Source organism: Anaerolineae bacterium, from assembly GCA_013178015.1.
Lineage (GTDB): Bacteria > Chloroflexota > Anaerolineae > DRVO01 > DRVO01 > Ch71.
Genome location: JABLXR010000003.1, coordinates 1 through 17,500, shown reverse-complemented (window position 1 = coordinate 17,500; position 17,500 = coordinate 1). Strand labels below are relative to the sequence as shown.

Below are 17,500 nucleotides of genomic sequence, written 5' to 3'. Positions count from 1 at the left end.
GACTATCCTCGCTCTGTGACGGCGGGCAAGACTACGGTGAAGGTTGTGCCCTGGTTCGGGCTGGTGTCCACCTCTATGCAACCGCCGTGCTCGTCAATGATCCTCTTGGCCACGGATAGGCCTAGCCCGGTGCCCTCCAGCTTCTCACTCACGAACGGCTGGAACAGCTTGGCTCGGATGTTGGGCGGGATGCCGGGGCCATTGTCGCTAATGCTTATACGCACCTGGGAAGTGGGCTGGCCGTTGGACTGCGACAGTGCAGCCTGGACCGATATGCGCACTCGTCCTCCCTCGGGCGCAGCCTCTATGCCGTTCTTCACCAGATTCCCCAGCGCTCTCTCCAGCTGCACCGGATCTCCGTTGATCTGGGGGAGCGAGGCCGGCATGCTGGCGGTAACTTGGACCTTACTGGCCTGGCTGAGAGGGGCATGGGCGCGGATGACCCGGTCCAGGATGTCACTCACGCGGCAGGAGTGCCTCTCGACCTTGCCGGGTCGGATGAGCATCAGTATGTCGTCTACGACCTCCATGACGCGCTCTGTCTCGGCTCGGATGAACTCCATGGAGCGCCGGCGCGGGTCGTCCTGGGGGAACTTCTCGGCCAGATACTGAACCCCGACGTGCACGCCGGTGACGCGGTTGCGTATGTCATGGGCCAGCACGCCTGACACCTGGCCCAGGGTACTGAGCATGGCCAGACGCTGGTATTCGGCGCTGGAGCCACTCTGCTCCGCTGGCTGGCTCAGCACCAGGACCACGCCCGACACTTGGCCGTCCTCCTCCATCGGCGCGGCAGTAACGGAGTACGCCAGATCGCGCCCGTCCTCGCGCCCGACGGTGACAGGTTCGGGTTCGCGGCTCTCGCCCTCGGCTACGGCGTTCACTAGCTGGCTGAGGCGGAAACCATGGCAGGGTACGACCCGATCAATGTGCCGCCCCTCCGGCGCCTCCTGCAGGCCCAAGCTAGCGATGAAAGCGCGGTTGGCGGAAGTCACGTATCCGGCGGCATTCACGGTCACCACCGCATCCGGTATGCTGTCGAGGACGCGCTCGGCGAACTCCGAGAGCCGCCTGATCTCCCGCTGCATGAGTCTCTGCTCCGTCACATCTCGGACTACACAGAGGCGAACCGGTCCGGCATCGGTTTCTACCATTCGGCTGCGAATGCTGACGGTGGCCACAGTCCCGTCGCGGTGGACCAGGGGCACGTCAGGCAGCGCGCCGCCAGCCTCGTCCTCCAGGAACGCTTGGCGCAGCAGGCGCCGGTGTCGCGACGGGACCAACTGCTGAAACCGCATGCCCACGAGCTCGCCGGGCCCGTACCCGGTGAGGGCGTATGCCCGAGGGTTGGCATCCAGGATTCCCAGCTGCCCCGCGTCGAGCACGAACATGGCGTCCTCGGACTGCTCGATGAGGGCAGCATGTATTCCTTGGGCCTGGCTGCCCGGTCCTCGCTCCTCTCGGACCCTCCGCCGTAGGGCCAGATTGGAAGCACCGAGAATGAGGGAGGTTCCGCCCGTGGCCGCCAGGGCCACTACCAACCCCACGACGGTGTCGCTCGGGCCGGCGCGCTCCACACCCGCGGGTGACATGCCCAACCAGCGCCGACGCAGGCTCTCGAGCAGGCCGTTGGCGGTGACCTGGCCTATCCAGCGGCTTACGATGCCGGGGGCTGCCCGATCGCCCGGGCGCCAAGCCAGCACGTAGTCTATGGTGGCGATCGGATCGCCGACGATAGCTAACTGGCTTCCTAGGCCGAGCTGACGGACGCTCGCTGCGCCCACAAGCTCGTCGACGGCACAGGCCACGACACCACCGTCCAGAGCCCGGGTCAGGCAATCGGCCACTGACGTGGTGCCAACGGGCTCTGCCCCTAGCCGGAGCAGGGCGTGGGTTAGCCCCTCAGGGCCGGACCAGGCTACCCTCTGGCCCTGAAGGGCCTGGGGAGGCAGCGGGGGTGCCGGGGCAAGCAGCGAAGCCGGGTGGCTGAGCAAGGGGCCCGAAGTGCCCAGGCCGGAAGCCGGGCTGCCGCGCGTGATGGCGAGGAGGGCGAGATCAGCGGCACCAGCGTTTACGGCGGCCACGGCATCTCTCTCCGAGACTGCTGTGGGGAGCCAGGAACGCTCTCCCAGAGGCGCCTGACGGAAGAGGTCGTCCAGGAGACCAGCGGGCTTACCCTCAGCCTGGTAGAATAGAGGCACAGCCTGTAGCCCGACAGCGACGGTGAGCGGATTGTGCCCCCAGTTGGGGTCGCCGACGGGGGCGACCATGACGCTATTGCCCTGGGCCAGGTAGCCTAAGCCCAGCAGCGCCAGCACGAGCAGGACAGTGCCAGAAGCGAGTAAGCCCCTCGCCATGGAGCGGTTCAGAACGCCTGGGCGTGCTCCGGCGGCACCCAGAGAGGCCGCCAGGCTCGCGTCCTGAGCGCGGACCGTACCCTCGCCGGAGGAATGCCGACGGCGTCCCGGTATTTCGCCACCGTGCGCCGGGCGATGTCGTAGCCACGCTGCTGCAGCAGGTCGGCTATCCTCTGATCGCTGAGAGGCTCGCTCTCCTGGAGCACTATCTCCTCGATGACGCACTTCACCGCCAGGGAACCGTCAAACATATCCGACAGGGGGATGATACGGCCGTTGGGGAGCATGATACTCTTGTTGGCCACCGCCCTGCCTACCGTGGACTCGTGTACCCCGACTATATCCGCCAGTTCCGAGCGCGTCAATGGCTTCAGGTACCGATAGCCCTTCTCCAGGAAGTCCTCCTGAAGGTCTACCAAGACGAGGGCGATGCGCTCCAGCGTCTGCCATCGCTGACGGACGCAGTTGATGAACAGCCTGGCCTGGGCCAGGTGTTCTCGCAGGTGCTCGGCTTCGCCAAAGGTGGCCCGGCAATTCCCGGCCCGAAGGTCGCGAGCCATCTGCTGGTACAGTCCATTCACCCGAAGTCTGTACTTGCGGCTATCGGGTATCTCGATCTCGTAGGTTCCATCGGAGGGCCTGCGACGGACGATGATATCAGGCCGCACGGCTGTCGAGTCGTGGCGCGGTCCCGGACCGCTCCAGTTGGCATTGGCGGGGAAGGGATTCAGGTTGCGGCCGATGAACTCGATAGCCTCCGAGATCTCTGACTCGCTGTACTTAAGCTGCCGGGCGATGGCGTCCAGGCTGAGACGTGAAAGGGAATCCCAGCACTCAGAGATCATTCGGCGAGCTTTGGCGGCATGCCCGTTCGGGTTCTCCAGCTGGGCCAGCTGGATCAGTAGGCACTCCTGGACGGACCGGGCGCCCACCCCGGGCGGGTCGAGTGACTGGATCTTGGCCAGGACTCGCTCCACCAGGTCGGTGTCGCAGCCGAGGTGATGGGCAGTTTCCTCCAGGGAGAGGGTAAAGTACCCGCGCTCGTCCAGCGAGTCTATGATGAAAGTGGCTACCTCTTCCTCGCCGGGCTCCAACAGGGGCGCCACCTGGAGCTGCAGATGGTCCGCCAAAGTGGTCTCGGCGGCGACCAGGGCGAGGGGGTCGAAATCCTCCTCTTCCCCGATGGGGACATTGCGCGTCTGCCAGCGCGAGTCCTCATTCCACCACCCCTCGTCATCGCGCCGGATGGTGGCATTACGGCCGTGAGCAGTGCAGAGAGGGCAGGTCCCGTTGGCGAGGGGAGAGCCACAGCGAGGGCAGACGATGGGAGATGGCATCTCCAGGGCGGGGTTCTCTGCCAGCGCCTCGCTCACCGCCTGCTCCAACTCAGCCGCCGACATCTGTAGCAGGGTGTTGGCGATGATCGCCTGGGGCGTGATGGAGGGCTGAACATCCACCGTCGTCTGAAAGTACATTGACGCCTCCGGACTTACTGCACGCTGCACTCGCGCTACGCAATGACATAATCGGGTCGCGCGAGACAGTATTGCAGGATCCGTGCCAACGTCAACCGCTTCGGCGACGGAGGACGGCGGTACTTGCAGCTAGGTCAGGGTAAGGGCCAGAACCGCCAGCAGGGCAAACATGGCAGCCGCGGTCAGGCCGATCCTCTTCAGGTCGGTAATGACGTAGTGATACTCCTGACGCAGATCGGCGGAGGACGGCTGGCTCGTCCCGCCTGAGTCCGGCGGGCTATGAGATGGGGCCGGACCCGCGGGGCGCCGGGAACGAGGCGCGGGTGGACGTCGCTGCCGGTGAGTCTTCCTTCTGGCCAATGGAACTCCTCGGTGCTCACTGAGCCAGCTCCGCCACGATCACGATCCGATGGCTATCCACTAGGTAGGGGTAGCAGCTGATCAGCGTGGCGACCGGCTCTTGGGTGGGCTCCAGGACCGATAGGTCCGTGGGCTCGACGATGAGCTTGCGTTTCACCACGTAGGTGAACGGCTCACCATCAGAGTATATCGTGATCCGGTCGCCTTCGGCCAGCCGGTCCAGGTGGCGAAAGACTTCTCCGTAGATGTCGTTGTGGCCCGAGAGTACCATGTTTCCGGGCTGGCCCGGCCCGGCGGTTCCCAGACGGTGGCCGACTCCCATCTTCAGCTGCTCGGGGCCGTCGCCGGCAACGACGGGGGCATCCACCCCGAGCTTGTCAATGACTATCCGAGAGGGTCGGCCCGGTCCCGGTGTCGGGAGGACCATGCCAGGGACGGGCTTGATGAGAGAGCGGAGATGAGCGGGGACTTCAGCTGAGCTGGGGGCGGCATGCCCGCCGGGCAGCACGCCGGACCCCATTGACGCCAGCGCGTTCGCGGCGTTCTCGGCTGCGGACAGGGGCTGGGGCTCAGCGAGTGCCCGCCACTCCGCCACGGCTCGAATGCCCCACCACGCCAGCCCGGCGATGGCGGTCAGCTCCACCAGTAGGAGGACCAGATTGCCCAACCTGCCCGCGGTGATGCGCCGGCTCCGCCTGTTCAGGGGCCTGGCCTGGAGCGGCCGAAAGGGCGTCGTGGGCGACGTGTGCCGGATCGGGGACGACCCGGTCGAGCCAGCGACGCCTCCTGCCCATCGGCGCGCGGTCATCGGCCGACCTCGGTCTGTCCGGTGCCCCAGATACGGCGCAGTCGGCCCTGGATGAGGGCAGCGAGCGCGGTGTACTCCGGGCTTCTACCGGCACGCAGGGTGGCGACATAGACTGCCACCCCGGCTAGCCCGGGCACCAGGACGGAGGTGATCTCGCCCGCTAGAGACAGGGGAACCAAGTGCTCCGTCGCTCGCAAAGCGGCAGCCATGGCCAGCGCCGCCAGCGCTGATCCCAGGCCAGCCTGTGCTGCAGCCCTTCCCAGGCCATGGCCCCGAAGAGGAGCGATCCTGTGGTGTGTCAACCAAGCCATAAGCCCGGCGTGGGTGACCCACTGGCAGGAGTTGGCCAGCACCAGGCCGAGCATCCCCATGTCTCGCATAGTGGCGAGAGCGACTGCAAGATAGATGCCGACTGCGGCCACCCCCACCGCGGCCGGTCGCCAGGTGTCGCCCCTGGCATAGAAGGCCAGTATGAAGACCTGGTCCACTGCCGCCGCCGGCAGCCCCAGCAGATAGAGGCCCAGGGCCCCGTGGACGGCGGCGGCGTCGCGGGGAGTGAAGCTGCCGTGCTCGAACAGCAGCCGGATGACAGGGAGCCCCAGGGCCGCCAGCGCGGCCGTGGCAGGCAACATAAGGATCACCACGAGCCGCAGGGCGAAGGAAAGAGTGGCGGCGAACGGCGCCCGGCCGTCGGCTAGAGCTGCCAGGCGAGAGAGCTCGGGCAGGCTGGCGACCGACACGGCCATGGCGACCAGCCCCAGGGGGAACTGGATGAGCGTAGTAGCATTGGCCATCCAGGCCACCGACTGATCGCCGGTGCGCGAAGCCAGATTGGTGTCAATCACTACCTGAGCCTGGCCCACCAGCAAGCTTCCCAGCACCGGCAGTGCCAGGATCGCGATTCGCTTCAGGGCCGGGTGATAGAGGCAGCGGGTGGGCCGGATGCCGGCCCGCCATACGCCAGCCAACTGCAGAGCCAGTTGCGCGGCCGCCCCGACCAGGACTCCTAGCGCCAAGGCCCGGACGTGATACTGTCGGGCCAGCAGAGCTCCACAGCCGATCAGCGACAGGTTGAACAGAGCGGCCATGAAAGAGGGGAAGAGGAATCGCTTGAGCGAGTAGAGGGCAGCAGAAAGCAGCCCAGCCAGGCTGGTGAGCAGGACGGCTGGCAGGACGAGGCGAAGCATCGCGATGATCAGGCTCTGCAGTTCCGGCCCGTATCCAGTGCCCATGATCTGCGTGACTGCCGGGGCGGCGAGCTCCAGCGCCACCACGCAGATGCCCACCATCACGGTGAGGGCCGCGGATAGCGAAGTGAGGACTCGTCGAAACTCAAGGCGGTCTCGCTCGGCGTACTCGCTGAGCACGGGCACCAGGGCCGACGCGACGATACCCCCTACCATCAGCTCGTACAGGAGGTTATAGGTCCGGCTGGCCACGCGGAAGGCGCTGACCGGACCCTCGGCCCCGAACAGGTTGGCGATGAAGGTCTCGCGGGCGAGGCCCAGCAAGCGGCTGGAAACGTTGCCCACCGAGAGGAGGGCAGCCGCCCCGGCGATGCCCCTGCGATCCACTGGGGGGAGGGCGGGGGCGGGCTCGGCGCTCATCCGCGGCAGTGTTCCAGAATCCGTTGGAGCAGGCTGCTAGTGGAGCGACCGGGGACAAGCGGCACGAAGCGGATCTCCGCGCCGATGGCGCGAGCGGTGCCTGCCTCAGGCAGAGACGCCAGGTTGTAGTCGCTGCCCTTGACGTAGATGTGCGGACGAATGCGCTCCAGCAGGGCATCGGCGGTGGGGTCGGAGAAGATGACTACACAGTCCACCCACCTGAGGTGGGTGAGCAAGGCGGCCCGGTCCTGCGCCGGCACTAGGGGCCGGCCCCGGCCCTTGAGTGCGGCTGTGGTGGCGTCGTCGTTCACGCCCACGAAGAGAGCCTCGCCCATGGAGCGAGCAGCCTCGAGGTAGAGCACATGACCCAGATGGAGCAAGTCGAAGTGCCCGTTGGTGAGCACAATTGTCTGGCCCGAGGCGCGGAGCGACCGGGCCAGGTCGGCTGCCTCGCCCAAGCTGAGCAGTGGAGCAGGGTTCATAGCCATCGGTTGGCAGCCTCCTCGAGTTCCTCGTAGGAGGGCGTGGCATTGCCCAGGCGCTGGATCACGATACCAGAGCCCAACTGGGCCACCGTGGCAGCGAGGCGAGGGGGCCATCCGGCTACCACTCCGAGCGTCATGATCGCTATGACGGTGTCGCCGGCGCCGACCACGTCGTACACATCGCTGCGGTTGGGCGCCGGGAGATGGTAGTACCCGCCCCTGGCATCGCGTAGGGACATGCCGTCGCCGCCGCGGGTGATGGCGACCACGTCCGCTTCGATGCGGTCCATTATCCTGGCAGTGGCGTCGCGAAATCCGGCCTCGTCGGTGAGGGACTGCCCCAGAGCCCGCGAGGCCTCGTCCCGATTGCACTTCACCAGAGTGACACCCCGGTATCGCCACAGGTTGTCCTGCGCGTCCACGCAGAGGGGCAGGCCGCTCTCGCTGCGGGCGCGCAGGCAGGCGGCCAGGACGGCCTCGCCGACAGTACCACCCTGGTAGTCGGAGATCAGTATGGCCTCCACCTCCGTGGACCGGGCCGTCACCTCCTCGGCCAGCCGATCCAGGACGGGAGCAGGGATGGGGCGGGATTCCAGGTAGTCCACCCTTGCCATCTGTTGCGGGTAGAGTAGGGAGGCGCGGGCGAGGATGCGCTGCTTGACAGTGGTGCGGCGGCCCTGTACTCGCAGCACGCTGCTGGCTTCGACTCCGGCGCTCTCTAGAAGACCTAGCAGCTCACTGCCGGCGTCATCGTCGCCGATGACCGCCACCTGCACCGCCTGGCTCTGCAGGGCACGTATATTGAGGGCGGGGTTGGCGGCGGATCCTGGCAGGGAGAAGGACTCTTCGTGTACCAGCACGGGAACTGGGGCCTCGCGAGAGAGCCGGCTGGCACAACCAATGACGTAACGGTCCAGCACCACGTCTCCGACGACCAGAATGCGGTGCCCGGCCGCCTCGCGCAGCCGGGGCAAGACCTCGTCTCGCGTAGCCAGCCCCACTATCTCACCCTCCACCCCGGTGCCGGCATGTTAGCTGAGTGCGTGCGGCCTCGGCAAGGACCCGGAGGAGAAAGACCGGTAGGGCCAGCATCCTTCGCCAACGCCAGGGCTGGCGATAGAGACGGTAGAGCCATTCCAGTCCCCAGCGCCGCATCCAAACCGGTGCCCGAGGCACCACTCCAGCGATGAAGTCGAAGGCACCCCCCACCCCCATTGCCAGACGCGCTGGCAGTCGGTCCAGGTTGCGGGCAATCCACTTCTCCTCGGCGGGGACGCCGTAGGCTACCAGGAGAAGGTCGGGGCGCGCCTCCGCCAATCGAGCCAGAATGGCGTCCTGCTCCTCGAGCGCTGGCGAACCGGAGTAGCAGCCCGCCACACGCAGCGCGGGAAGGCGTGAGCGGAGGACTGTGGCACAGAGCTCCGCCACGCCCGGGGCGGCTCCCAGGAAGTAGACGCTCCACCCACGCTCAGCAGCCAGTTGGCATAGGCGCGGTACTAGATCCACTCCGGTGACTCGCCCTGGCAACGGCCGGCCCAGTAGGCGTCCGGCCAGGAGAAGGCCCACACCATCCGGAACCACCAGTTCGGCGGAGTCTATAGCGCTCGCCAGATCGGCGTCCCGCAGGGCTTGAAGCAGCATCTCGGGGTTCAGGGTAACGATCTGTCTGGCCCCAGCTCCGCCGAAGATGGCTGCTGCCCGCTCCAGGACGTCTCGGTAGGTCACTGCGTCTACCCTGACCCCGAGGACGCGAAGGCTGCCCGGCGGTGCGTCAACGGTGAACGATAGCATCGGCCCGCTCCAATACGTCCTGGACCTGGATGGAACGGAGGCAGTCTCGGGTGGGGCAACCATGTCGGCGGCCCACGGAGTGTCCCACATAGAGGCACGGACCGCGCCAAGGGCAGACCCCCTGCAACACGGACACCGGAGCAGCTCCGGGCATAGGGGGACGCCAGGGACCCCATGCCCGCGCGTCGGTGGGGCCGAAGAGCGCCAGAACAGGGGCCCCGGCAGCGGTGGCCAGATGCATTACCCCGCTGTCACCGCCCAGGAACAGCGCACTTCGGCTCAGAATGGCGGCCAGAGTGGGGATGTCGGTGCGCCGGGAGAGATCAAGCGAGGGCTCGCTCATGAGCGCTCGTACCGACTCGACATCGTCTCGGGGCCCGCCGACCAGCACAACTGCTAGGCCGAGGTGGCTGGACAGCTCGTCCGCGACCGCAGCGAAACGCTCGGGAAACCATCGGCGTGCCGGGCTGTAGTCGCCCGATCCGGGGTGAATGGTCACGTAGCGGTAGCCCTTGATTGGCGCCAAGAGCGCGTCCGCCCGCTCGCTTGCGTCCTGGGGGAGCTGCAACTGGAGCGAATGGTCGCTGCAGGAAGCGCCCACGGCCGCGGCCAACTGGAGCCCGTACTCAACTTCGTGTAACGCTGCAAAGCCCCGATCCTCGACCCGGACATCGAGGAACCGCCCGCGGCCGTTGTCCAGGCCGACGCTCCGAGCTCCGGCGACGGCTGCCACCAGAACGCGCCACTTGAGCGCCCCCACTGTGCTCGAGAGGTGATGCATGAGCAGAAGACAGTCGTAGTCCGCCCGGCTAAGGCCCCGGGCCAGCGCTGCTACGCGTTGCCACGTGCGCGGGCGAACCCAGGCGGCGGGAGAGTCGAGGAGATGGCGATCTGCTTCGATGATGTGAGCCACGCCGGGCAGGTTGCCCAACACCACAGCTCCGGCCGGGGAGGTGAGCACGTCCACCCGAGCCTGAGGGTAGGTCTCGCGCAGTGCCCGGAGGGCTGGCGTGGCGGTCAGTGCGTCGCCCAGATCGGCGAGCTTCACCACCAGGATGCGCTCAGGAGGGGCGCTCATTGAGGTCCTCCATGGTGCGGAGTGCCTGGCCTGCTGCGGCCCTCCAGGTGAACTGGCGGGCGCGGGCACGACCCCGCTGGCGCAGGTCCTGCACCAACTCCGGCTCCTGGCACACTCTTCGCATAGCAGAAGCGATGTCCTCCGGGGAGAGGGGATCCACGAGAAGGCCAGCGTCGCCGACTACCTCCGGAAGGGAGGAGGTGGCAGAGGCTATGACCGGAGTACCACAGGCCATGGCCTCGAGCACAGGAATGCCAAAGCCCTCGTAGAGCGAGGGCAGCATGAGCGCTGTGGCTCCGCTCATGAGCGCGGGAAGGTCTTCCTCTGCCACTGGCCCCAGCAGGCGCACGCGGGGGGCCGCCGACCGGGCGCGTCGCAGGATAGGCTCGCTCATCCAGCCTGGTCTGCCAGCCAGGACGAGGGTAGGCGCCTGGCCCACCTGGGCGTGAGCTGCCAGCAGGCGGAGGAGGTTTTTGCGGGGGTGGAGGGTGCCCACGAAGAGCAGGTACTGCGATGGCAGGCGGTGGCGAGCGGTGACCCGGGCAACCTTTTGTGCGGGCTGGGGAAAGAAAGCCTCCGAGACACCGGGGTAGACCACCGTGACACGCTGCGATGGCACACCCAAGAGGCTCTGCAGGTCGGCTCGGGTAGCGCAGGAGTCCGCCAGGATGGCGGAGGCGACGCGCACGTTCCACATGGTGCTGAGGCGCAGGTAGAGCCGCTGGCGCCCAGGGTGGCAGTGGGGAAAGCGGAGGAAACCCAGGTCGTGTATGGTCACGGTGGCGAGCGGTGGTCGCACAAGAGGAAGGACATGCGCTGGCACGAAAAGGACGTCGGGAGCATGCCGGGCCATCTCGACGGAGAGCCGGATGTGAGTCCAAAGCCGGGGAAAGGGCAGGTCACGCCACTCAACGTGGGGACGCACGGACCAGAAAGGGCGCGGCGTCCCGTTAGCATAAAGCCGGAAACGATGCCTCTCGCAGTCGATCAGGTGCCGGATCATCTCGACGGAGTAACGTCCCACGCCGGCCAGGGACAGATCGGCGCGGGAGGCGTCTAGGCCAAGGAGCATGGTCGCCTCAGCGGTCGGAGATCCCGTGCCAGATAGCCTGAATGAACCCGAGGAACCCGGTGAGGGCAAGCAAAGCGGGCCAGAGCATTCGAAGTTGAGCGATCGGGTCCAGAGACAGAAGGCCCAGCCCATAGAGGAGGCCGGTGGTGCCGCTGAGAAGGGTCCCTAGCGCAGGAACCAGCAGGGGCCAGGGAGCATCGGGAGAAGCCACCAGATAGGCAAGGCCGGCGGCCCCGGATACTACGAGGAACAGCGGCCAGAGCTGTGGTAGCTTCTCCCAACCGTAGGCCCCTGCGGTGAAGCCATACAGAACGAGGCCATTGCCCGACGCCAGCAGGCCAAGGAACAGCTGCCACGCCCCGCCTCCACATAGGTAACCGAGCACGAAGCAACCACCGGCCGCGGCGATGAGGAGGGGCCAGAGCTTATCGCCCTCGAACCAGGGCAGTGACAGGCCCTCGGCGGAGAGCCAGAGCCCCAATAGCATCACCACGGAGGCCGGAGCGATAGCGCTTTCCGATCTCATGGCCGGCTGCCGCCTGGCGACCGGGTTCCGGTCTCGTAGGCGGCGATCTGCTCGATCCGGCGCCTGTGGTTCGGCCCCTGCGAGAACTCGGTTTCCAGGAATACCCGAGCCACGTCTCGTGCCAGGCCCGTGCCCACGACCCGCTGGCCGAGGCACAGGACGTTGGCGTCGTTGTGCTCGCGGCTCATGCGGGCGGAGTAGCACTCGTGGCAGAGTGCAGCCCGGATGCCGGTCACCTTGTTTGCGGCTATACTCATCCCCAGCCCCGTGCCGCACACCAGTATGGCCCGATGGTAACGACCGTCGGCCACCCCCTCGGCGGCCGCGCGCGCGAAGTCGGGGTAGTCCACAGAACAGCTACCATCGGCCCCCAGGTCCACGGCCTCGTGACCGAGGGAAGCCACATAGTCTACCAGGTCAGCCTTGAGGGCTGCCCCGGCGTGGTCCGAAGCCAACGCTACTCTCACTGAACAAGCCTCATGGATGGTCGGACTGGTGGAGGGAATCCAGTGCCCGGCGAATCGCTTCGGGGGCGATGGCTCCCTCCCTGATGACCTCGATTTCCTTCCCTACCACCCGTACTACCGTGGAGGGAAGCCCCCCTCCTAGGCTGCCGCCGTCGAGGATGTAGGGCACTGACGTGCCTAGAGCGCGAAAGGCGTCCTCAACGGAGGCCGCCGGCGGCTCGCCAGACCGGTTGGCGCTGGTGACGGCCAGCACTCCCCCGGACCGCTCGATGACGCTCTCGGCCAGGGGGCAGGCCGGCCAGCGCACTCCCACGGTCCCCGTGCCCGCCGTAACCTCCTGCGGGAGCCCGGGCACAGCGGGTACCACCAAAGTCAGAGCTCCGGGCCAGAAAGTGCGGGCCAACTTGTCGACCTCGAACGTCCATTCGGTTGCCAATGCCCTGGCGGCCTCGATGTCGGACACAAGCAGCGGAATGGGGCGACCCTCGGGGCGGCCCTTGACTCGGTACAGCCGGGCTACTGGATCCGGTGCCACCTGAGCGGCAACACCGTAGACGGTATCGGTCGGAATGATGCACAACTCGCCTCGTGCGAGCGCCTGCACGACCAGCTGCAGGCTGTCCTCTGAAGGCGGCAGCACGACTGCCACGGCGTTCAACCTGGCACCCTCAGCCGCAAGACTCGCTCCCGTCCCCACTGGTCCGGGATCACGGCCACGTCGGTGCCGGGCAACAGCGCGTGCGCTGCCTGTGTGGCCGCCCGTCCCTGGTCGCTGCCGATCTCCAGCAAAGCCAAGCCGTTCGGCTGGAGATGGTCGGCTAGCTGAGCCAGAAGCCGCCGCACGACGCTCAGCCCATCAGAGCCCCCGTCCAGGGCTTGGCGGGGCTCGTGACGGACCACATCGGCAGAGGCGCCGGTCAGGTCTTCGCTGGAGACGTACGGGAGATTGGCCACAACCACAGCAAATCGGGAGCTGATGGCGCTCAGCAGGTCGCAGTTCACCAGTGACACTCGGCTCTCTAGACCTAGGGCTTGCACGTTGCGTGCCGCGACCCGTAGGGCCGCCAACGAGATGTCGGTTCCCACTGCCCTGAGCTCCGGCAGGGCATGAGCCAGAGCTAGGGCTACCGCGCCCGATCCGGTGCCGACGTCTGCCAACCAGGGCTGCGGTGCCCCCTGTAGGGCAGCCATCGCTTCCCCGACCAGCAGCTCTGTCTCAGGGCGAGGCACCAGCACGTCGGGCGTCACCTCGAGCTGGATGCCGTGGAAGAAAGCTCGGCCGGTAAGGTACTCCAGCGGCACTCCCCGGAGGCGGCGCTCGACGAGTAGCAGGTAGCGCTCAGCCTCGGCCTGTTGAGGGCACTCTTCGGGGCGAGCGTAGAGCCAGGCACGGGGATGGCCGACGGCGTGGGCCAGTAGAACCTCCGCCTCCAGGCGGGCCTGGCTCTCTGGCTGAGCTCGCGCCAAGCGGCGGGCGCCGCTCCGGAGGAGCTCTGCTATGCTCAGGCCGCAGCCGACTGCCCGGACGCGATCTCTTTGAGGCGCTGCTCCTCCTCCCGCTCCAACAGAGCGTCCACGAACTCGTCCAGGTCTCCGTCGAGGAAGTAGGTGAGTCGGTGGCTGGTCATTCCCAACCGGTGGTCGGTGACCCGGCTCTGAGGGAAGTTGTAGGTCCTGATCTTCTCGCTGCGCTCGGCGGTTCCTACCTGAGCCCGTCGCTCGGCGTCGACGGCGCTGGACCGCTTCTCTTCCTCCGCGGCATAGAGCCGAGAGCGGAGGACAGCGAGGGCTCTGGCTCGGTTCTGGGCTTGTGAGCGTTCGCTCTGGCAAGCCACCACCATGCCCGTCGGCTTGTGGATCAGGCGTACCGCGGTAGCGTTCTTCTGCATGTGCTGCCCACCCGGACCCGAGGAGCGGTACACTTCCATCTCGATGTCGTCGGGGTCCAGGTCGAGCTCGATCTCTTCTAGCTCGGGAAGCACCGCCACAGTGGCGGTGGATGTGTGTATGCGGCCGCTAGACTCAGTGCGGGGGATGCGCTGAACTCGGTGGACACCGCTCTCGTACTTGAGGCGCGAGTAGGCACCCTTGCCGCGGATGGTGAGGACGATCTCCCGGTAGCCACCGATACCGATCTCGTTAGCGCTGACGATTTCGCTCTCCCAGCCCCGCTCTTCAGCGTAGCGCATATACATGCGAGCCAGATCAGCTGCGAACAGGGCCGCCTCATCGCCCCCGGTACCAGCGCGGATCTCTAGGATCACGTCCTTCTCGTCCAACGGATTGGGCGGGAGGAGCATCACCTGGAGCTGCCGCTCCAGCCGTTTGCGAGTCGCCTCGAGGTCCTCGACTTCAGCCTCTGCCAAAGCTCGCATCTCAGGATCCTCGTCCTCAAGCATCTGCTCTGCCTGGGCCAGCTGAGCTTCCACTTCAAGGAGCCGCCGGTAGCTGCCCACGATTGGCTCGAGTTCGGCTCGCTCCTGGGCCAGCTCCCTAACCGCCGTCGGGTCGGTGGCGACTGTAGGGTCTGCCAAGCGTGCCTCTATCTGATTGAAGCGGCGCTCGATCGCCGCCAGCTTGTCTAACATGCTATGCCGATCCAATGCTCAAGTTGAGGCTCATCTACTCAATATAGCGTCCCGCAGAGGCACCGGCAAAACGTGGGGCTCAGTTGGGAATGAGAGTGGGCAGGCGGCAGTCGCACGGGGTGGAGCCGGGCAGCGATTCCCTCATGGGCTCCCAGGGCAGGCCCTTCGCCCGGCTCGAGGGCAAGGCGGTGCGGTTGTGCTGCCCCTTGAGGAGCAAGCGTCCCCGGGCGCAGCGGGCAGGCGGAGGCATAGCGCGCGTGGGCGTGCGCACTGCTCGGAGGGAAGGTGCACCTAGGCGCGATCAACATGTGGGGCACGCGCGCGTGGGCGTGCGCACTCCTCCAGGGAGAGCGCAGCGGCAACGCAGCCGGGGCTTGCTCTCGCAGTCTGAGCGCATCGAAGGACCTGAGCGGGGGCGGCCATCTCGCGGCCCGCCTCCCAGGCACCGAGGTGTCACGGCAAGACGCCCCAAGAAAGGCTCTGCTGCTCGGCCTCGCGGGCATGCGCTCGAGGCGAGGGGGCAGGCGAGGAGGTGAGCTGGGTTCGACGCCGCTAACAGGCTGCTCTCAGAGATCTCGGAGGGTGTCCGATCCTGCCAGATGGACGTGCTCCATAATAGAGCCACCGATGAACTCGCGCAGTAGCGAGTTGTCGGGCACGGCGCTGGCCTCGGCGGGGAGGAAGAGGGCCAGCATGTCCAGCAGCCGGCGCACCTCCAAGGCAGCCGGCGAATCGTGGTCGTAAGGCAGAAGCAGGGGCTCGGCCAGAGGCTTGAGCACGGCTATTTCGTACGGCAGGGCAGAGTTGAAGAAGACGTCGGCCTGCTCCTGGTAGGGGAAGATGAAGCGCCTCTCCCCTCGGCGAACGGACTGCCAGCGCAATACGGTGGACTCGGCGGTATGGCCCCGGGTCCTGGCATCCCGAACTAGCCTTCGCAGCAGCCGGGCGTCCGAGGTAGGCACGTAGTGGTGGTGGTCTAGGTTCAGCTGAGTAAGGCAGGACACGTACACCCGGTAGAGGGCCTCTCGGGGTGCTTGGGGCAAGAGTCCGGGGTTCAGGCCGTGCAGACCCTCGACGATAAGCACCGTTCCCTTGGGCAAGGCTACCTCGCGGCCGGGGACTCGAATGCCCGTCACGAAGTCGTACCGGGGCATTCGGACTCGCTCTCCGGCCAGGAGCTTCAGCATGTCCCGCTGGAACAGGTCGTGGTCCACCGCATCGAAGGCCTCGAAGTCGAACGTTCCGTCTTCGCTCAGAGGGGTGGCGCTGCGCTCGACGAAGTAGTCGTCCATGGCGACGGCGAAGGATTGGATACCGCTTGCGGCCAGCTGGATCCCTAGTCGCTTAGCCCAGGTCGTCTTGCCCGAGGAGGTAGGGCCAGCGACAAACACAATGCGCACGTCTTCGAGCGACGAGATGGTCTCGGCGATAGTGGCAATGCGCCGCTCATGGAGGGCCTCGGCCACCAAGACCAGCTCCCGGAAGCGACGGCGCTCGATGGCCAGGTTGAGCGAGCCGGCATCCTCTGCGCCGATGGCCCGGAGCCAGCGGGAGGCTACACGGAACTGAGCCGTCAGCTTGGGGAAGTGCGTGTCCTCCGGGAAGCGCTCCGGGTCTTCCATTAGGGGAAACAGCAGAAGGAAGCCGTCGTCCTCTTTCTGCAAGCGGAATCGGCTCAGGTATCCGGTTCGAGGGACGAGCGTGCCCAGGAACGCCCCATAGGCACCATCCACTTCGTGAACTTCCACCGTGGCGGCATGGTAAGTTCGGAGAAGCCCCGCAGTATCGGCGTAGCCCAGGCGGTCGAAAAGGGCGATGGCCTCGGCGAGCGGTACGGCTCTCGACACAATGGGAAGATCGGCCCGGACGAGCCTACGGGTCTCCTCTTCCAGGGCGCGCAGTTCGGCGGCCGTCAGGGGCTCTCGTCCCCTCACGGTGCAGTAGAACCCGTTGGCGGTGACGGAGTGGTCCACGTTGAGGCGGGTGCCCGGAAACAGGTGTTCAGCGGCAGCTACCAGGGTCAGCGTGAGCGAGCGCTTGTACACTCGCATTCCGTAGGGCGTAGTCAGGTCAAGAGGAGTCACGTGGGCGTCGCTTGAGGGGACGAAGCTCAGGCTGCGGAGCTGGTCGCCAAGCAGGACGGCGGTGAAGGTTCGCTCGGCGGCCTCTGTCTGCGCCTGCCAGGCTAGGACGTACTCCTCCAGAGTAGCATCCTTCGGGCCCGCCATGACGCTGCCGTCCGGGAACGTGAGCCGGATGTCGTCGCGGGGCAGAGATGGCCGGACCAGGCTGGTAGCAGTCATGTCGATGGGCACGAACCGGCTAGACGCGACAGAGGAACGGAATGGATGAGTGCAGCCCGAACCTACGTCCCCCGACCGTTGCTGTCATGCTCCCTGCCCTTGCCCCCGAGGCGGCGGCTCATCCAGCGGCTACAGCGGCGAGCTCACGCCTCTCGGCGCCGGCGTAGTCCAGGAGCCTCTCCAACTGCTCTCGTTCCAGCTTGGCGACCCCAATGACGCTGTCCGCGGCGCCGTAGTACACGTACATACCAGACTCGCAGTCGGCCTGGCCACAGCTGAAGACCACGTTGGGTACGTCTCCGTACAGCTCCCAACCCTCAACCGGTTCGAGAATGGGGTCATCCTGGTGCGCCAATACCCGGCTGGGGTCCTCAAGATCCAGCACCGCAATACCCAGCCTGTAAACCCGGCGCTCATCCACCCCGTGGTAGATCAGCACCCACCCCTGCTCGGTGTAGATGGGGGCGCCGGCGGCGCCTATCCGCCAGGCGTCCCACTTGACGGGGCGGGTACGGATGATGATCTGATGGTCCTCCCAGTGCAGGAGGTCGTCGGAGTAGGCCAGCCATATGTGAGGAGGCCG

General features: G+C 66.6%; 17 protein-coding genes. All 17 read right to left on the bottom strand.

The features are described from left to right. Nucleotides 1-2: 2 nt before the first annotated feature. Nucleotides 3-2,357 (bottom strand): PAS domain S-box protein, encoded by a 2,355-nt coding sequence (locus tag HPY83_01455; GenBank protein NPV06611.1) that lies wholly within the window; start codon nucleotides 2,355-2,357, stop codon nucleotides 3-5. Between the two features lie 8 nt (nucleotides 2,358-2,365). Next, nucleotides 2,366-3,832, bottom strand: a complete 1,467-nt coding sequence (rpoN, locus tag HPY83_01450; protein NPV06610.1) for an RNA polymerase factor sigma-54 — start codon at nucleotides 3,830-3,832, stop codon at nucleotides 2,366-2,368. 129 nt (nucleotides 3,833-3,961) lie between these two features. Beyond that, entirely contained in the window at nucleotides 3,962-4,192 is a 231-nt protein-coding gene (locus HPY83_01445; GenBank protein NPV06609.1) for a hypothetical protein, read from the bottom strand. 16 nt (nucleotides 4,193-4,208) lie between these two features. Continuing rightward, on the bottom strand, nucleotides 4,209-4,712 hold the full coding sequence (locus HPY83_01440; protein NPV06608.1) for a class D sortase: 504 nt from the start codon (nucleotides 4,710-4,712) through the stop codon (nucleotides 4,209-4,211). Nucleotides 4,713-4,996: 284 nt separating this feature from the next. Further along, nucleotides 4,997-6,607, bottom strand: coding sequence for a murein biosynthesis integral membrane protein MurJ (gene murJ / locus HPY83_01435; protein NPV06607.1), 1,611 nt, complete (start codon nucleotides 6,605-6,607; stop codon nucleotides 4,997-4,999). After that, complete coding sequence (locus HPY83_01430) at nucleotides 6,604-7,089, bottom strand: adenylyltransferase/cytidyltransferase family protein (protein NPV06606.1); 486 nt, start codon at nucleotides 7,087-7,089, stop codon at nucleotides 6,604-6,606. Before HPY83_01430 ends, murJ begins: the two co-directional genes overlap by 4 nt. After that, nucleotides 7,086-8,093 carry a hypothetical protein gene (locus HPY83_01425; protein NPV06605.1) on the bottom strand — a complete coding sequence of 336 codons (1,008 nt, stop codon included), beginning with the start codon at nucleotides 8,091-8,093 and terminating at the stop codon, nucleotides 7,086-7,088. The genes HPY83_01430 and HPY83_01425 overlap by 4 nt, the downstream gene beginning before the upstream one ends. Nucleotides 8,094-8,097: 4 nt before the next feature. Then, the gene (locus HPY83_01420) at nucleotides 8,098-8,883 is read right to left on the bottom strand and encodes a WecB/TagA/CpsF family glycosyltransferase (protein ID NPV06604.1); all 786 of its coding nucleotides are present in this window, start codon (nucleotides 8,881-8,883) and stop codon (nucleotides 8,098-8,100) included. Then, the gene (locus HPY83_01415; GenBank protein ID NPV06603.1) at nucleotides 8,864-9,961 is read right to left on the bottom strand and encodes a glycosyltransferase family 9 protein; all 1,098 of its coding nucleotides are present in this window, start codon (nucleotides 9,959-9,961) and stop codon (nucleotides 8,864-8,866) included. The genes HPY83_01420 and HPY83_01415 overlap by 20 nt, the downstream gene beginning before the upstream one ends. After that, nucleotides 9,945-11,033, bottom strand: a complete 1,089-nt coding sequence (locus HPY83_01410; GenBank protein ID NPV06602.1) for a glycosyltransferase family 4 protein — start codon at nucleotides 11,031-11,033, stop codon at nucleotides 9,945-9,947. The genes HPY83_01415 and HPY83_01410 overlap by 17 nt, the downstream gene beginning before the upstream one ends. Nucleotides 11,034-11,040: 7 nt before the next feature. Continuing rightward, nucleotides 11,041-11,559, bottom strand: a complete 519-nt coding sequence (locus HPY83_01405; protein NPV06601.1) for a hypothetical protein — start codon at nucleotides 11,557-11,559, stop codon at nucleotides 11,041-11,043. Continuing rightward, the gene (rpiB, locus tag HPY83_01400; GenBank protein ID NPV06600.1) at nucleotides 11,556-12,026 is read right to left on the bottom strand and encodes a ribose 5-phosphate isomerase B; all 471 of its coding nucleotides are present in this window, start codon (nucleotides 12,024-12,026) and stop codon (nucleotides 11,556-11,558) included. The genes HPY83_01405 and rpiB overlap by 4 nt, the downstream gene beginning before the upstream one ends. Nucleotides 12,027-12,036: 10 nt before the next feature. Further along, entirely contained in the window at nucleotides 12,037-12,675 is a 639-nt protein-coding gene (locus HPY83_01395; GenBank protein NPV06599.1) for a threonylcarbamoyl-AMP synthase, read from the bottom strand. Between the two features lie 5 nt (nucleotides 12,676-12,680). Continuing rightward, complete coding sequence (gene prmC / locus HPY83_01390) at nucleotides 12,681-13,493, bottom strand: peptide chain release factor N(5)-glutamine methyltransferase (protein ID NPV06598.1); 813 nt, start codon at nucleotides 13,491-13,493, stop codon at nucleotides 12,681-12,683. Nucleotides 13,494-13,528: 35 nt separating this feature from the next. Further along, the gene (gene prfA / locus HPY83_01385) at nucleotides 13,529-14,614 is read right to left on the bottom strand and encodes a peptide chain release factor 1 (GenBank protein NPV06597.1); all 1,086 of its coding nucleotides are present in this window, start codon (nucleotides 14,612-14,614) and stop codon (nucleotides 13,529-13,531) included. 566 nt (nucleotides 14,615-15,180) lie between these two features. Further along, nucleotides 15,181-16,917 carry a nucleoside kinase gene (locus tag HPY83_01380; GenBank protein NPV06596.1) on the bottom strand — a complete coding sequence of 579 codons (1,737 nt, stop codon included), beginning with the start codon at nucleotides 16,915-16,917 and terminating at the stop codon, nucleotides 15,181-15,183. A gap of 118 nt (nucleotides 16,918-17,035) precedes the next feature. After that, on the bottom strand, nucleotides 17,036-17,500 hold a 465-nt coding region (locus HPY83_01375; GenBank protein NPV06595.1), incomplete at its 5' end, for a hypothetical protein.

Bases quoted from the DNA above. Each gene is read 5' to 3' on its own strand.
- HPY83_01420 (NPV06604.1), bottom strand. From the start codon at position 8,883: ATGCTATCGTTCACCGTTGACGCACCGCCGGGCAGCCTTCGCGTCCTC.
- rpoN (NPV06610.1), bottom strand. From the start codon at position 3,832: ATGTACTTTCAGACGACGGTGGATGTTCAGCCCTCCATCACGCCCCAG.
- HPY83_01430 (NPV06606.1), bottom strand. From the start codon at position 7,089: ATGAACCCTGCTCCACTGCTCAGCTTGGGCGAGGCAGCCGACCTGGCC.
- HPY83_01415 (NPV06603.1), bottom strand. From the start codon at position 9,961: ATGAGCGCCCCTCCTGAGCGCATCCTGGTGGTGAAGCTCGCCGATCTG.
- HPY83_01410 (NPV06602.1), bottom strand. From the start codon at position 11,033: ATGCTCCTTGGCCTAGACGCCTCCCGCGCCGATCTGTCCCTGGCCGGC.
- HPY83_01455 (NPV06611.1), bottom strand. From the start codon at position 2,357: ATGGCGAGGGGCTTACTCGCTTCTGGCACTGTCCTGCTCGTGCTGGCG.
- HPY83_01440 (NPV06608.1), bottom strand. From the start codon at position 4,712: ATGGGGTCCGGCGTGCTGCCCGGCGGGCATGCCGCCCCCAGCTCAGCT.
- HPY83_01380 (NPV06596.1), bottom strand. From the start codon at position 16,917: ATGACTGCTACCAGCCTGGTCCGGCCATCTCTGCCCCGCGACGACATC.
- prfA (NPV06597.1), bottom strand. From the start codon at position 14,614: ATGTTAGACAAGCTGGCGGCGATCGAGCGCCGCTTCAATCAGATAGAG.
- murJ (NPV06607.1), bottom strand. From the start codon at position 6,607: ATGAGCGCCGAGCCCGCCCCCGCCCTCCCCCCAGTGGATCGCAGGGGC.
- HPY83_01405 (NPV06601.1), bottom strand. From the start codon at position 11,559: ATGAGATCGGAAAGCGCTATCGCTCCGGCCTCCGTGGTGATGCTATTG.